Raw genomic sequence first — 15,249 nt, forward strand, 5'->3', positions numbered from 1 at the left:
TGCCATCCCCTTTATTTTTTTAAAAACAAAAAAGTCCCTATGTCTACGATAGACATAGGGACGATTATTCACCGTGTTACCACCCAGCTTGCATAAATAGCATAGCTATTCATACCACTCTTAGCAATAATATCGATTGCTACTCCGCTTAGCATTACCTAAGATACTCCAGAGTGTAATTCACAAGTTTGTTTGTGCTAGGTTCCAGCAACCCCTAGCTCTCTCGATAACAGTGACAAACTGCTACTGGGCTCTTTCAACGTATTTCATATGTTAAATTATTAGCCATTATATTGAATTAAAAACAAATTGTCAACAATACCCAAATGTTATTTTAAAATAATTCATACTTTTTTAGTTCAAAGATTATTATATATCTTCTCCAATAATCCTTACTTCTCTCTCTAATTTCACACCGAATTTTTCTTCAACTGTTTTTTGTACAAAATGAATTAGATCGATGTAATCTTGTGCAGTTCCGTTATCCACATTCACCATAAATCCAGCGTGTTTTAAAGAAACCTCTACACCGCCAATTCGCTTACCTTGCAATCCTGATTCTTGAATAAGCTTACCCGCAAAATTATTTGGTGGGCGCTTAAATACACTACCACATGAAGGATACTCTAAAGGTTGTTTTGATTCACGCTTAAACGTTAAATCATCCATCTTTTCTTTAATCTCTTCACGCACACCTTCTTCAAGTTCAAACTTCGCTTCAAGAATAATGTAATGATTGTTCGCAAACACACTCTTACGATATCCAAATCCAAATTCATCTTTCGTTAAAGTACGTAAGTCTCCATCACCCGTCATTACGACAGCTTCTGTCAATACAAATGCTACTTCACCGCCATACGCCCCAGCATTCATATATAGCGCTCCGCCAACTGAACCTGGAATACCACAAGCAAACTCAAGTCCTGTTAAGCAGTGGTCTAATGCAATTCGTGATACATCAATAATCGCTGCACCACATTGCGCAACAATTGTTGTCCCTGTTACAGTAACATTTGTAATATGAATTAAACTTACTGTAATCCCGCGAAGACCGCCATCTTTAATAATAACATTAGAGCCATTTCCTAAAAACGTAACTGGAATATTGTATTGATTTGCATACTTTATAACTTCTTGAATTTCATCATAATTCGTAGGAGCAACGAACACATCCGCTTTTCCTCCTACTTTAATATGCGTATGATTCTTTAACATTTCATCTTGCTTCACATGACCTTCAGGCAATACTGTACTTAAATATTTATAAACCTCTTGCATATTCATTTTACGATTCCTCTATTTCTATAATCTTTTTATCCCGCTATCTACGGGCCCATAATATCCCCACATAAAAAACGTACTACAATTAAAAAGCTCAAGTGGTAGATAAAGTGTACATAAAACACACCTATAAACCTCTTAAATTATAAGAGGTGCCACTCATATTAAAATATATATCGCATAATAAAGCAACCCAAATGGACTACTAAACTTGACATGTAACCATATAGACAATAATTTGTAAAATATATAGGTTTTTCAAAGCACTATCCTTCAGTATCTTACTATACCACACGAAAGAAAAGTGGTATTTTTTTGTAATCTTTACTTTATTTTCATCAATAAAAAAAAGAACACATCCCACAGAATGTGCCCTTCTTATACTCTTTAATTTATTTTTCGTTCTCTTCTTTTTCTTTATCAAACCATAACAGCTCATTGTCATCAACTTCACCATTATAATTGATTAGAATCTCTTCTCCCGCTTTTATATCTTTATAAGCGAAGAAGTTAAACGTATGATTCTCGAAAACAATATCATACGTTGCATTCGGCGTATATGAATGATTAAATAACATACCGTATCCTAAAAGGATTGCCGTATGATTTATCCCATACTCAAATGCGTAGTCAGCAAGTAACGTTTTCTCAATGTGTTCATGCTGTTCATTCGGATAAGAGATAACTGGTGCTGCGTGTATCAACTCACCCTTTTTAATATCACGAGTTGCAAATACACCTCTATTAAATTCTCCATCACTAAGTTCAGAAGTCTTAACTTCAATCATATTCGTCACCTATATAATTCTTTCTTTGAAGTATTTTATCTCCTTAAGCTTGGCAGAAAACGAAGAGAAAAGCAATTAAATTCCTACCAAGTATTCGTTTAAATGAAAAAGAGCACATCATTTGTGCTCTTTTAAAGTGAAATTGTTTTTCTAAAATATTTTCTAACGACTCCACTTGCTGATTAACCATATGTAACATCCTTTATGCTACTCTGTTCCTACACTTATACGTTTCGATTACTTCAGTTTAAATACTGCACTCACTGGGTTATGATCACTATTTTCAAACTTTAAATCTTTGCCTTGTACATTTACAATTTCGACATTAGGCGAAACGATAAAACCATCAATAATAGTGACGAAATTTTCACCTTCCACATATTTCTTCACATCATCCCTTACCGTCATAACAGAAGGGTCTACAGCCCATTGAAATCCTCCGTCCGCAAAGTCTTTTGGCAACTCTACTAACCATTCGGGACGCTCTTTTACAAACTTAGGATCACTTAATTGGACATTAGAAAGTAACTGGTTCCAATCTCCACCTAATATTACGTAATCACCATTTTGATAACATTTGTTCATATATTCTTTTAAATATTCTACTTGTTGCTTTCTAATTTTTCCGCCTTCATCATAAGCAGATAAATGTACGTTTACGAGCCTAACATACTTACCATTATTAACTGGGATTTTATGTTCGACAATTGCCCGATCTAAATCGAATAAACGCTTCGGCCAAGGCTCCATTCCTGGCAGTTGGAATCGCGTTGTTTTTTGAACTGTGTATTTAGAAAATGTACTTAGTCCTCCCTCAGCATATCCCATCGGTTTTGTGATCGGGACAGGAACCCACTTTGTATCATAATTCTTCCCAAACGTTGTAGCATAATCTGATAATCCTTGTTTCAAAAATTCATGCTCATTTATATCAAATGAGCGAAGAGATTTTTTATCAACTTCTTGTAACAATGTAAAATCACTATTCTCACTTTGTAAAAACGAAAGTATATTTTTTAAATTAGTCTCGGTTTGCTCCTTACTACTCGAACCCGAACCTTTTCCCCCGTCCATAAAGAAATCTTGATCCTTATCTAATCCAGCATATCCAATATTAAATGTTGTAACTTTAAATTCATTTCCTGGCTGTAATACGCGCTCTTTATTATTTTCAACCTTTACGTCTAAAACATTCGCTGGCTGTTTTTTTGTAAGTGTCATATACGCTAAAAATCCACCTAGAATACAAGCCACTATTAAAATAAATATTAATACTATCTTTAAAAATTTCTTCAAAACATATGACTCCTTTATTTACAAAATAATATTTAACTTTTCTGTATTTTCAGTTAAACGAAAGTACATTAAAGACACAAGAAATATTTTACCATAAGAAAAACTTAACATTAACATATTTATTGGCAATCCAAAATAATATTTAGTAAACTATAAATAGAACTTATAGGCGATGGAGTTCGCCATAACCGCTACTTAGCTAATGACTCCTACCAGTATGTACACTGGTAGGAGTCTATTTTTTTTGAGTAAACTATTAGAGAGGTGAAGAAATTGATATATATTATTGTTGGCATAGCAGGGATATTAGGCGCCCTTTCCCGTTATTATTTAGGCCTTACTATCGATATGTTTTGGCATCATTCATTACCATTCGCTACATTAACGATTAACTTAATTGGCTGTTTCTTACTAGCTTGGTTGACCACTTATATCGCTCGGTTAAACATCTTACCTTCCGAAGTTATCACAGGGATTGGAACCGGCTTTATCGGTTCATTTACGACGTTTTCAACATTTAGCGTCGAAACTGTAAAACTAATCAATCATTCTGAGTTAGGTATCGCCTTTTTATATGTATTATGCAGCATGCTAGGTGGTCTAATTATGTCTGGACTCGGCTATAAACTTGGCAACCTTTCACTACAAAAACGCCTTGGGGAAGGTGGAAAATCATGATTAGTACTTTATTAGTAGCAGTCGGCGGATTCTTCGGTGCCATCACACGATTTGCGATTAGCAATTGGTTTAAAGAAAGAAACAAAACTTCATTTCCAATTGCTACATTTCTCATTAATATAACGGGAGCATTTTTACTCGGATATATAATTGGCAAAGGGATAACTACAAGTTGGCAATTATTATTAGGCACAGGATTCATGGGCGCCTTCACTACATTTTCAACATTTAAATTAGAGTCCATCCAGCTGCTTAATCGTAAAAACTTTTGCACCTTCTTTTTATATTTAAGTGCTGCTTATATAATCGGTATCACATTCGCATTCCTTGGGATGAAGTTAGGCGGAATATAAAGTGAAACTTTAATCAGTGGGGTTTTGTTCATCCCCCACTGATTATTAGCCCGCACCAATCGGGCTTTTACGGGCAGTTGATCTCCCACCTAACTCCTTTGCTTTACAGCCGAATTTTGAGGTGGGAGTCTTACTGCCCATTAATGCGGGATAAAAAAGAAAGCGACTCCTATCAGTCGCTTTCTTTCATAAAAAGTATGTTGCACCATAAGGAATTGAAAATAAACCAGCTGGATACACATTATAATGTACGATTTGCATCGGAGGCTGTGTATACGGCATATACTGACTCTGCATCATTTGCTCCATCTGTGCTTGTTGTTGCATTTGAATAGCCTGATGCACTGCCTGAATTGTCTCCTGTGCCCCGGCCAGTGTAATAGCCGGCCCTACTTGTCTTCCAGTGTAAAAATAATGGTTCATCATTATTCAGCTCACTTTATATACAGAATAAATTCCTTTTACATGTTATGTTTACATACGATGCAAATGTTTTAAATTTACATAAAACATGTTTTTAGCCCAACCCATACATAAAACACCCTCATAGAGTATATAAATGCCCACAAATATATGAAAGGGAGTGAAAATATGAGTTTCTACGAACAACAGCCTTTTACTCAAGATAACTATTATCGAGATCAACATTGGCATCCCCAGAATCCATTAAAACACCAAACAATCGCTATAATTGGTCCTGCTGTTTCTCACGGATTACGTGAAGCTGCTCATCTAGGCTATCAACACGCATTAACCGAAGCTGTTGCTATCGGTTACTTACTTGGAAGAGGTTACGATTATAATACCGCTTGGAAAACCGTTGAATCTTGGTGGAGGCCACCAGGTTCTCCACTTCCTACTCCATACTAAAGTAAAAAAAACATAAAAGACCGTAAAAATACGGTCTTTTCAATTACATATAAAGTGAAAATTTAATCAGTGGGAGTTTTGTTCATCCCCACTGATTATTAGCCCTCATCAATCGGTCTGCCCATGAATACGTGATAAAATTATACCTGTTTTTTTCTAAACATCGAGAAAATAGCTACAAACAATATCGCCATAACTCCACTAAAAGCAAATAAATAAGCTAATGGAATTAAGAAAAATGGTTCCACTAAAGTTCCATCCGGCTTCACTTCCGAACCAATTATATTAAACATAATTATACATAACACTCCTAAAAATATCGGACTAGACGCTAATAAATACTTTTTCTTCATCATAATTTCTCCTTTTCATACTCTAAAATATCACCTGGCTGACATTCTAAAACTTCACATATTTTCTCTAAAGTTGAGAATTTCATTGCTTTTGCTTTTCCATTTTTTAATATCGAGACATTCGCCATTGTAATTCCTAATTTCTCAGATAGCTCTGTCACACTCATTTTTCTTTTCGCTAACATTACATCGAGATTTACTATAATTGTCATAACAGAACACCTCAAATCGTTAAGTCATTATCATCTTTTATTTCACTTGCTTTTCTAACTAAATGAGAAAGTAAGGAAGTAAAAATAGATATAACGACCGAGAAGAACAAAATAAGTAACAGAATAACTAAAACGCTCGTATGATAACTTCCCACTACGAAAATATATAATAATGCTCCAATATATAAAACACCTTCAGTCATCGATAAGATGCTAATTATCTTTAATCTATTCGCATTTTTTACAGTAAAGGCTTTGTCTGAACCAATGTCTGAACATATTTTCCATCCTAAAAATAAAGCGGTAAAAAACGGAACCCCTGTGACCCAAATGAATATTACCAATGGCTTATATAGTCCCTTCAAACTTTCTGAAGCTAACAATACCGCTCTTCCCGTTTCTGGCCCAATATATATACAGAACAATAAACCAAAACATCCACAAAGTACGATAATCAACTTTAACCATAATGACAATTCTTTTTGTTTCACAAAATAACCTCCTGAACTAACAGTGTGTATCTATTACTGTTTTTTCAACTTTGAAGTAATAATTCCAAATAGCGACACACCAATACCACTAAAGAACAGTAAATAACTTATTGGTACTAGAAAAAAGAATGATTCTACAAGCAAACCATTTGCTGCTACTTTACTAGTTGTCGCATGAATTGTTAAACAAGTAGCCCCTAAAAGCATTAAAGCTATAGATACCAAACATTTACTTTTCATAATATATTCCCCTTTTCACTATGCTTACTACCATCACAATAAATCCAACCACATTATAAGTCAACAACTTTTTATCGTTTTACGATAAAAAGTTGTTGTTTAACATAATAAAAAGACTATAGACAAATCACTGTCTATAGCCTTATCACTCAATCATTTCGCTCCTAAATATGCCTTTTGGAACATACACATTCTTATTGCATTATGGTAAGTACCATCAACGAAAAACTCGTCTTGTAACTCACCTTCCACCATAAATCCAACCTTTTTATACACATGTACAGCCTTTTCATTCTCTTTATCGACAACTAAATATATTTTATGCATATTTAATACAGAAAAAGCGTAATCCATCGCTAAACGCGTTGCATCAGCTGCATAACCGTGTCCTTGATAATTAGGATCAATAATAATTTGGAATTCAGTTCTACGGTGAATATAATCGATTTCTACTAATTCGACCAATCCAACCATCTCATTATCTTTTTCAACGATAAACCGGCGTTCACTTTGATCATGTATATGTTTATCATATAAATCCTGCAGCTCCACAAATGCCTCATACGGTTCTTCAAACCAATAGGACATAATATGTGCGTTATTATTAAGTTCGTGTACAAACTTTAAATCTTCTCGTTCCAATGGACGTAACTTCAATTCCTGACTCATTCCTATAACCTCCAAGTAAAAGAAACCTCTTCACTTAATTTCTCTATTTTTTTCGATTTCAAACGCCCTAATTACATTGTAAACCTTCAAGTTACTTGAAGGTCAAGACGTAAAAAAGTAGTGCAAACTTATACCTGCACTACTACTCTTTTCTTAAATCTCTCAAATTTGATATGTATAAAGCAATGACTAAAACAAGAATGGATCCCGCATATAATAACGTCTCAAACGGTTCATCATGAGATACAATAATTAATCGAATTAATGCCGTAATTCCGATATAAATAAAATAACGTAACGGGAAATGATAATTCGATTTGAAATACTTAATAATTAATGCGATAAACTCAAAGTATAAGAAGTAGACGATAATACTTTCAACTAGTTTGTAGGATGTATACTTCTTCGCTGAAAATATGTATTGAACAAATGTGATTGTCTCATTAATTAAAAAAATAGATAAGACAATGGATAATATGATTAACGCTGTATTTAATATCCACTGTAAAACACTCGCAATAAAATGATCGATGTTAAATGATTTCATTTTCTCTTTAGACTCCCCTTCGTATATGCACGTATTCATTATAGCAAAATTACAATTATAGGAGTGTTAAAACATATTTTCTGCCTTTATTTTTACCAGTGCGTGGGAGATTCATTGTATGGAGGAGTCTTTTGACCATAGAACTGGATTGTATATTAAGAAACTCTCTTAATTCGTTATTTGTAATTGTCATTCCAAGCAGAAGCACATAATCTCGTAAAGCATCCAAATGAGCATTTTTAGACACGCTATTACATTTCGAGCAACACCAAATATATCAGTGGTTTTCAAAACATATCGATTTACCGACACTATTCGACATACCGTCACAGCGAACATACACAACATACCCCAGAAATCCACTACAAGCAAAATCCCATTACAGCCTTCATCATAAAAGAAAACTCATTTTCCTATAAACAAAAAAACCATAAAGTTGCCGCTAAAGGAAGCATATCTTTGCTGTGGATTAATTATTAACCCATAAGCTTGCCTTGAATACTGTTGGTTTGTAGTAAAGTTTAATCAAGAGCACGCTACAAAAATTGATTTTTCAACAGAAGAAACCCAAACATTTCGAAAAAACTTTGATCAAAATGCTTGGGTTATTTGTTGCTAGTGAATAATTTTTTATAAAAAAGTTTAATCATTTTTCTACCTGTGTTTGCTCAACAATCGCGCCCTTTAATTGAACAACTAAAATCTAGCCTTAATCATAAAATCAATTAATTCTTCTTCCACTAACGCATGCGTTAGTTCAATAAGCGGTTAGATGTGAAAAAGAGACTGAGCTCAAAAATCCGATTGATTGTTCATCGACTCCTTGAGCCAGTCTCATATTTTATAACCAGAAACTAACCTAATCTTTATGGGTTATTTAGAAATATCCATTCTTTTTTTACTTTTCAAGAATAAGCCCAATATTAAACCAATAACTGCAATCACGATTGAAAACATGAAAGTGTCATTGTTTCCTGCAATAAAGGCATCGATTGATATCGTTTGTTTCAGCTGTTGAAGTGCATCCGCAGACATTCCAATCATCGAACCTTTATGCTCTGCAAACATTTCATTTGCATGAAATTCTGTACGATTCGATATTAAAGTAATGATCAGACTCGATGTAAGTGCTCCAATCGTTTGACTCAACGTACTGTTCATCGCTGTACCATGAGGTACTTCTTCTGTTTTTAATGCATTAAGTGCATTTGTTTGCAGGGGCATTTGAACCATTCCAACACCAATTAAGCGTATAGCGTATGTTATACAAATAACCCATGAAGCCGTTCCTAATGTTAAATTCCCTAAAATCACAGATGCTATAATCATTAAAGGGAAACCGATTAATACCATTGGGCGCATTCCAAAACGATCAAATAACTTTCCATTAATCGGTGATAGTATACCCATAATCAATGCACCAGGAAGCATAATTAATCCTGATTTTAGCGCCGTCATTCCTTGAATATTTTGCATGAATAACGGTACTGGAATCATCACGGAATACATTCCGAAAATAGTTGTAATTAGCACTATAACCGATAACGTATATTTCGGATTTAAGAAGATCTTAAAGTTTAACATAGGTTTCTCTAAGAAGTTTTGACGAATGACAAAGGCTGCTACTCCTAGAACTCCTGCAATTAAACAGATGATAACTATTGCTGAATCCCAACCCTCTTTACTTGCTGAACTAAAGCCATAAATGATACCACCAAAACCAATTGCACTCAGGATAACAGATAGCACATCCAGAGAACCAGGCTGTGTTTCCTTATCCTTTTTCATGATTTTAAACGAGATAAGCGTAATAATCAGAGTAATCGGCCAAATCATGTGGAATAACCATTCCCACGTTGTTACCTTTAATACAAGTCCAGAAATAGTAGGTCCAATCGCTGGAGCAAAGACCAAAATTAACCCGACGAACCCCATCGATTTCCCTCTTTTTTCTGGTGGAAATGAAGTATACAACAAGTTCATTAACAACGGTGATAAAAGTGCCCCACCCATCGCTTGAATAATACGTGCTGCTATAAGGAAACCGAAGCTTGGAGCGAACCCACCAATAATCGTTCCGATTGTAAATAACGACATACTCCACAAGAATAGATTACGAATTGAATACTTATTTAATAAAAATGCCGAAGTTGGAATAATAATCCCGCTCACCAACATATAGCCTGTTGTTAACCAAGTTGCACTTGACGCGCCAACATCAAATGTTTTCATGATTGTTGGAATCGCGTTGCTCATTAATGTATTACAAAGAATGGCAAAAAAAGCACCAATCATTACATTCGCTAACAATAACATATTCGGCTTTGTTTGCTGTTCTTGTTTTTGCATATAAAGTTTCACTCCTTTTATTTTTATAGACATGTGTTGCTTAAAGGTTATGTGTATAGTATAAAATAGAATAAAAATAATAAAACCATCACTTTTAATAAAGTGTTTTTAATCAAACACTTTATTAAAAGTGTCTATTAAATAGGAGGTTTACATGGAAAATAAAGTTGATTTACGAGTTATCAAAACACAAAGAGCAATCAAAAACACATTTATCCAATTAATAGAGGAAGTTGGCTTTGAAAAAGTTAACGTTAGGAAGCTCATTGAGCGCGCAGAAGTCAATCGTAGTACGTTTTATCTGCACTACCAAGATAAATACGACTTGTTAAATAAAATCGAAGATGAACTGTTGGAAGGACTAAGACATATCATTACTGATAAAACATTAACAAAAACAGTCGAACAAGACTCTGCCTCTGACTCACGTTTAGAGAAGATGAATAAGGTGGCAATTTACTTATTCGACAATAAAAAGATCATTCGTTTGTTGACTAGTGATAAAGGAGATCCAAATTTTCTAAGTAAAATCGGAGGAGTCTTTGAATCAGTTTGGATCGATAAAAAAGTGGTAATCATTTCAAACATACCAAAAAGATATGCATTTGCCGTTTTGGCGGGGATGTTAACGAACTTAATTGGTGAATGGATTAGAAGCGATTTTGAAGAAACACCAGAGCAGTTCTCTCAAATTGCTGTCTACATGACCAGAGAATTCCCGAAAAGTTTAGTAGCAAAATACGAGAAAAAAGGCTAGTCATTTAGCTAGCCTTTTTATAATTCACCGACCATGTTAAACAACACTCCAGTTTGTTCAATTATAAAAACATCCCTTTAAATAGATCCAAAGGGGCAAAACATCGCGTCTTTTTATAGACACCGTGACTTTATTTAAAAGCTACATTAAAAATATTTTTCAAATCCTGGAAGCATACGTTTGCCGCAAACAAAAAGAACCATAAGCTTGCCGTTTTGGCAAACTTATGGTTCATATCATATAAAATGTGACTTAACTCATAAAGTTGCATACCGATAACCCATAAGCTTGCACAAAGTTCCATATTAACCTTTGCTCATACTAAATAAAAGAAAGCATAACAAAAGCACTCATCCTTAGAATAAGTGCTTTTGTTATGCTTTCACAATCGTATGATATTGACTCCCTTTAGGAAAGTGTATAGTCACTTTTGTATATTCATTCTCTTTCGATTCGATAGAAATATCATGCCCTAATTTGTGAGACAGACGTTCCGCTAAATATAATCCTAATCCTGTTGATTTCGTATGAACACGCCCAATATCTTCAAGCTTAATACCAATGCCATTATCTTGAATAATGAGGCACTTTTCCTCTTTGTCTTCTTCCCCAATAAACTTAATTTCTCCATGCGAATCAGTATACTTCAATGCATTCGCCACAATCTGGTCAACAATAAAAGATAGCCATTTTGTATCACCCTCTACTAGAAGTTGCAAGTTTGTTCGTTCAAATTGAATACGCTTTGAAATAAATGTCTTAGCATATTTTTTCATACTAGCTCCCGTAATCGCCTCTAGAGAAACTTCTTGAAAGGGTACCATCAGGAAAATACGGATTTACAACGCTAAGTCCATTTTCCTGACGATTCCTCCGCTTTCAACAACGTTAAGAAAGTTTTATATGAAAGAAAGTTTTGTTCTTTTAACCAAAAACGGTCGTTTATGGTTAGATGAACTACTCACAGCTATTTATGTGATGCCCATTTTTTAGATGTAATCAAAGGTAGAACAGTTGCATCATGAATTTGCCGAATTCCTTGTATCTGTTGTCCCATATGGAAGAATCTCGTATATTTTTGCAGCAAGTGCCTGGGGAGATTCCCTTGCCCCTCTTTTAATCCAATCGTTAACAATATTATAGATACCGCCTGCTAAAAACAGGATTTGCATTCTGCTCATGCCATGATTGCGCGTAATATCCGCTTGAAAGACCTTTTCCATTGTGTAATTCAAATAATCAAGCATCATACTAGATATATTTGCATCAATTAACTTTCCTGACGGTTTCTGTGCAGACACAAATCCCTCTATGATATATTCAATAATTAGCTGCATACTTTCATATGGATCCAAACTATCAACCTCTTTCAAGAAATGTTGAACAATTTCATCCACAGATACTTGTACGACGTCGTAAACGTTGCGGTAGTATTTATAGAATGTGACTCTGGCAACTCCAGCCTTTTTGCAAATAGCTGTTACGGTTATATCTTGCAGTTTATGTTCATGCAACAGTGCGCTCAATGCCTCCATAATGTATCTCTGAGAGTGTATACTGTCTTCTCTTGACTTCCTCAAAGCTAACACATCCCTTCATTCTGTTCGTTTTAAGTGCAAATCATCACATAATGCTTGAAAGATGAAAATTCACTGTTATACTTACACGTGTAAGTACAATTGTTAGCGTAGTGATAATGTCATTGTATAAAAGGACATTATTGCTGTCAATGTGTACCATTTTCTTTGTTTCCTACTGGCAATTTTCCGCCATTCTGCAAGCTATAAATAGGGAGGGTATTCAGATATAATTTATAATAAAAATTTTAAAATCCTTCTATATGAATAATATGCAGTTTTAGTGGTGGTGCGTTTCTAGATTACAACGTAAAAATAAGAAAAATTTTCGACAAGAATAGGGTGAGGTTTAATTGGCAAAATATTTGTATAAGTTAGGACATTGGGCAGTAAATCATAGGAAAAAGGTTGTATTCAGTGCACTCGCAATTCTGATTGCATTTGTGCTTATTGGAGTCAACATGGGTTCCTCTTTCAATGATGAGATGAGCATTCCGAATACACCGGCAGATAAAGCAGGAAAAGTAATTGAAAAAGAGTTTAAAGCGATGCAACCAGCAGGTGCACAAGTAAAAGTAGTATTTCAAGCACCAAAAAACGAAACCTTGGAGTCAGCGGAAGTACAACAGAAAATTGCAGAAGTTCTAGGTGAGATTAAAAAAGATTCAGCTGTTGATTCTGTGGCAGCACCGATGCAACTGCAGAACCTTAGTGAAAATAAGAAAATCGGATATGCAGTTGTTACGTACAAAGTGAAAGCGGAAAAGGTCACAGAAGCTTCTAAGGATAAGATTTTAGATAGTATTGAAACAACAAGGGATGCCGGCATTCAAACGGAGCTATCAGGAGGCGATATTAAGTTTTCCGACTCAGAGACTTCAGGTATGACTGAAATTGTTGGAGTACTTGTTGCCTTCGTAGTCCTGACATTTACTTTTGTGTCTTTTCTAGCAGCTGGACTGCCGATTCTCACTGCGATAATCGGATTAGCGATTGGAATGCTAGGAATCATGATTGGAACCAATTATGTGGAAATCCAATCTGTTTCCTTAACATTAGCTGCCATGCTGGGACTCGCAGTAGGCATTGACTATGCACTCTTCATTATCAATCGCTTTAGACAGCAGCTCGCACAAGGAGATTCCGTTCCAGAATCTGTTGCCATTGCAACGGGAACAGCGGGAAGTGCCGTAATCTTTGCAGGATTAACTGTTATTATTGGTCTTTTGGGACTGTCTGTTACAAAGATTCCATTCCTAATAGCGATGGGCGTATCCGCTGCTTTTACTGTGTTCATAGCTGTAGTGGTTTCCGTCGTCATATTACCGGCTATATTAGGACTTATCGGCCATAAGATTGCCCCATCTAAACAAAATCGATTCTTGCAAAAGATGACTGGGGCAGGTAAGAAACGCACTGGTTCAAATAAATGGGGGGAATTTGTCGTAAGACGTCCTCTGATTGTTTCGATTTTCGCAATCGGACTACTTGCAGTGATTACGATTCCATTTTTCCATATGAACCTTGGGCTGCTTTCTGATGGAACATCAAAGTCCACAGAAACGACAGAACGAAGAGCATATGATTTATTGACGGAAGCATATGGAGAAGGAATTCATGCCTCTTTAGCGGTAGTGGCAAAATCGGAGGAAGCAACAGCTGAAACGCAAAATGTTATGAACACCATTGCAAAAGAATTGGGTAACCTATCTGACGTGAAAAGTGTGACACCAGCTATCCCTGGTCCTTCTGGAAAGATTTATATGATTTCCGTCACACCAAAAACAGGACCTGACGATACAAAGACGAAGGATTTGGTAAATGCGATTCGGGACAAATCAAACCAGACCGAGAAAGAAAATGGAATTGAACTAATGGTAACGGGCACAGCAGCGATGAATATTGATATTGTGCAAAAGCTGAGTGATGCCTTGCCAGTTTTCGCTGCTCTTATTGTGGGACTCGCATATGTACTCTTAGTTCTAGTCTTTAGATCTCTACTCATTCCATTAAAAGCAGTATTAGGGTTTCTACTTTCTCTTGGTGCTACGTTGGGAGCCGTGGTATTTTTCGTGCAGGATGGGCATTTCCAAAATTTATTTGGTTTCCCAGCTGCCAGTCCAATCTTAGCTTTCTTGCCTGTTATTCTGATTGGCATCCTGTTCGGACTTGCCATGGACTATGAGGTGTTCCTAGTAAGCAAGATGCGGGAAGTATATACGCATACAGGCGACCCGAAGAGAGCTATTTTAGAAGGAATGCGAGAGAGCGGTAAAGTCGTAGTCTCAGCAGGATTAATTATGATGTCTGTATTTATTGGATTCATGTTGGCACCTGATAGCATCATTAAATCCATAGGCATGGCTCTTACATTCGGTGTTTTCTTCGACGCATTCATCGTGAGAATGACAATCGTACCTGCGGTCATGGCTCTCATGGGTAAGTCAGCCTGGTACTTGCCAAAATGGCTGGATAAAATTTTGCCTAACATTGATGTTGAAGGAGAAAGCATTATACATCACATGGAAAACAAAAGTGAAAAGATATATAAACAGAACAGTTAAAGTTAATTCATAGTTGTATTCATAAAAAAACCGCTTCCCTATAAAAGAGAAGCGGTTTTTTAGAGAAAGTATAGATTTCCCTTCGCTAATTATGTAAATATATAAAAGGACATGATTGCTGTAAATGTGTGCCATTTCCTTTGTCTCCCATTGGGGATTTACCGCCATTTTTCAAGTTATAAATAGGGAGGGATATTCAGATACAATTTATATTAAACATTTTA

Annotated in this window: 17 protein-coding genes, 2 pseudogenes, 1 riboswitch and 1 other annotated feature; of the genes and pseudogenes, 5 read left to right on the forward strand and 14 right to left on the reverse strand. The window is 35.4% G+C overall.

Annotated features, from left to right (window positions below; translation table 11 throughout):
• Positions 1 to 53: 53 nt before the first annotated feature.
• Positions 54 to 269, reverse strand: a binding site (T-box leader).
• Positions 270 to 369: 100 nt separating this feature from the next.
• The 3 genes from murB to ACTFQM_RS20190 all read right to left on the reverse strand — a co-directional run bounded on the left by murB (position 370) and on the right by ACTFQM_RS20190 (position 3,365).
• Positions 370 to 1,284 carry a UDP-N-acetylmuramate dehydrogenase gene (gene murB, locus ACTFQM_RS20180; protein ID WP_002174142.1) on the reverse strand — a complete coding sequence of 305 codons (915 nt, stop codon included), beginning with the start codon at positions 1,282 to 1,284 and terminating at the stop codon, positions 370 to 372.
• 389 nt (positions 1,285 to 1,673) lie between these two features.
• Positions 1,674 to 2,069, reverse strand: a complete 396-nt coding sequence (locus tag ACTFQM_RS20185) for an SET domain-containing protein (RefSeq protein ID WP_002174143.1) — start codon at positions 2,067 to 2,069, stop codon at positions 1,674 to 1,676.
• 237 nt (positions 2,070 to 2,306) lie between these two features.
• Complete coding sequence (locus ACTFQM_RS20190; protein ID WP_440036007.1) at positions 2,307 to 3,365, reverse strand: endonuclease/exonuclease/phosphatase family protein; 1,059 nt, start codon at positions 3,363 to 3,365, stop codon at positions 2,307 to 2,309.
• Between the two features lie 159 nt (positions 3,366 to 3,524).
• Positions 3,525 to 3,584: riboswitch (Fluoride riboswitch) on the forward strand.
• A 54-nt stretch (positions 3,585 to 3,638) separates the two neighbouring features.
• Between ACTFQM_RS20190 and crcB (ACTFQM_RS20195) the strand changes: the two genes are divergently transcribed.
• On the forward strand, positions 3,639 to 4,043 hold the full coding sequence (crcB, locus tag ACTFQM_RS20195) for a fluoride efflux transporter CrcB (RefSeq protein ID WP_048370354.1): 405 nt from the start codon (positions 3,639 to 3,641) through the stop codon (positions 4,041 to 4,043).
• Positions 4,040 to 4,396, forward strand: a complete 357-nt coding sequence (crcB, locus tag ACTFQM_RS20200) for a fluoride efflux transporter CrcB (protein ID WP_025148247.1) — start codon at positions 4,040 to 4,042, stop codon at positions 4,394 to 4,396. Before crcB (ACTFQM_RS20195) ends, crcB (ACTFQM_RS20200) begins: the two co-directional genes overlap by 4 nt.
• 186 nt (positions 4,397 to 4,582) lie before the next feature.
• Here the strand turns inward: crcB (ACTFQM_RS20200) and ACTFQM_RS20205 are convergent, their stop codons facing one another.
• On the reverse strand, positions 4,583 to 4,822 hold the full coding sequence (locus tag ACTFQM_RS20205; protein WP_440036009.1) for a DUF3947 family protein: 240 nt from the start codon (positions 4,820 to 4,822) through the stop codon (positions 4,583 to 4,585).
• A 165-nt stretch (positions 4,823 to 4,987) separates the two neighbouring features.
• Here ACTFQM_RS20205 and ACTFQM_RS20210 point away from each other — a divergent pair, with 165 nt between their 5' ends.
• A complete protein-coding gene (locus ACTFQM_RS20210; protein WP_002144954.1) occupies positions 4,988 to 5,266 on the forward strand; it encodes a hypothetical protein in 279 nt (92 codons plus the stop codon).
• A gap of 140 nt (positions 5,267 to 5,406) precedes the next feature.
• On the opposite strand, the gene ACTFQM_RS20215 is transcribed toward ACTFQM_RS20210, so the two are convergent.
• The 8 genes and pseudogenes from ACTFQM_RS20215 to ACTFQM_RS20250 form a co-directional block, all read right to left on the reverse strand.
• The gene (locus tag ACTFQM_RS20215; protein WP_033719598.1) at positions 5,407 to 5,619 is read right to left on the reverse strand and encodes a DUF3955 domain-containing protein; all 213 of its coding nucleotides are present in this window, start codon (positions 5,617 to 5,619) and stop codon (positions 5,407 to 5,409) included.
• Complete coding sequence (locus tag ACTFQM_RS20220) at positions 5,619 to 5,831, reverse strand: helix-turn-helix domain-containing protein (RefSeq protein WP_440036010.1); 213 nt, start codon at positions 5,829 to 5,831, stop codon at positions 5,619 to 5,621. The genes ACTFQM_RS20215 and ACTFQM_RS20220 overlap by 1 nt, the downstream gene beginning before the upstream one ends.
• Before the next feature lie 11 nt (positions 5,832 to 5,842).
• On the reverse strand, positions 5,843 to 6,322 hold the full coding sequence (locus ACTFQM_RS20225; RefSeq protein ID WP_440036011.1) for a DUF2975 domain-containing protein: 480 nt from the start codon (positions 6,320 to 6,322) through the stop codon (positions 5,843 to 5,845).
• Between the two features lie 33 nt (positions 6,323 to 6,355).
• Positions 6,356 to 6,562: a DUF3955 domain-containing protein gene (locus tag ACTFQM_RS20230; protein WP_440036012.1), complete on the reverse strand. Its 207-nt coding sequence runs from the start codon at positions 6,560 to 6,562 to the stop codon at positions 6,356 to 6,358.
• Positions 6,563 to 6,715: 153 nt separating this feature from the next.
• Positions 6,716 to 7,231, reverse strand: a complete 516-nt coding sequence (gene speG / locus ACTFQM_RS20235; RefSeq protein WP_025148241.1) for a spermidine N1-acetyltransferase — start codon at positions 7,229 to 7,231, stop codon at positions 6,716 to 6,718.
• Between the two features lie 142 nt (positions 7,232 to 7,373).
• On the reverse strand, positions 7,374 to 7,778 hold the full coding sequence (gene psiE / locus ACTFQM_RS20240) for a phosphate-starvation-inducible protein PsiE (protein ID WP_002174154.1): 405 nt from the start codon (positions 7,776 to 7,778) through the stop codon (positions 7,374 to 7,376).
• 55 nt (positions 7,779 to 7,833) lie between these two features.
• Positions 7,834 to 8,049 (reverse strand): annotated as a pseudogene (locus ACTFQM_RS20245) (nuclease-related domain-containing protein); the annotation flags it as partial.
• Positions 8,050 to 8,651: 602 nt separating this feature from the next.
• Entirely contained in the window at positions 8,652 to 10,127 is a 1,476-nt protein-coding gene (locus ACTFQM_RS20250) for a DHA2 family efflux MFS transporter permease subunit (RefSeq protein WP_440036013.1), read from the reverse strand.
• 154 nt (positions 10,128 to 10,281) lie between these two features.
• On the opposite strand from ACTFQM_RS20250, the gene ACTFQM_RS20255 reads away from it, so the two are divergent.
• Positions 10,282 to 10,884 carry a TetR/AcrR family transcriptional regulator gene (locus ACTFQM_RS20255; RefSeq protein WP_440036015.1) on the forward strand — a complete coding sequence of 201 codons (603 nt, stop codon included), beginning with the start codon at positions 10,282 to 10,284 and terminating at the stop codon, positions 10,882 to 10,884.
• Between the two features lie 374 nt (positions 10,885 to 11,258).
• Here the strand turns inward: ACTFQM_RS20255 and ACTFQM_RS20260 are convergent.
• Together ACTFQM_RS20260 and ACTFQM_RS20265 are read right to left on the reverse strand one after the other, a co-directional pair.
• A pseudogene (locus ACTFQM_RS20260) lies at positions 11,259 to 11,696 on the reverse strand (ATP-binding protein); the annotation flags it as partial.
• Between the two features lie 207 nt (positions 11,697 to 11,903).
• Positions 11,904 to 12,419: a TetR/AcrR family transcriptional regulator gene (locus tag ACTFQM_RS20265; RefSeq protein ID WP_440036016.1), complete on the reverse strand. Its 516-nt coding sequence runs from the start codon at positions 12,417 to 12,419 to the stop codon at positions 11,904 to 11,906.
• Positions 12,420 to 12,814: 395 nt separating this feature from the next.
• Between ACTFQM_RS20265 and ACTFQM_RS20270 the strand changes: the two genes are divergently transcribed.
• A complete protein-coding gene (locus ACTFQM_RS20270) occupies positions 12,815 to 15,025 on the forward strand; it encodes an MMPL family transporter (protein WP_440036017.1) in 2,211 nt (736 codons plus the stop codon).
• The last annotated feature ends 224 nt before the right edge of the window (positions 15,026 to 15,249 follow it).

Origin of the sequence: Bacillus cereus group sp. MYBK30-2 (assembly GCF_051915945.1) — a bacterium.
Lineage (GTDB): Bacteria > Bacillota > Bacilli > Bacillales > Bacillaceae_G > Bacillus_A > Bacillus_A paramycoides.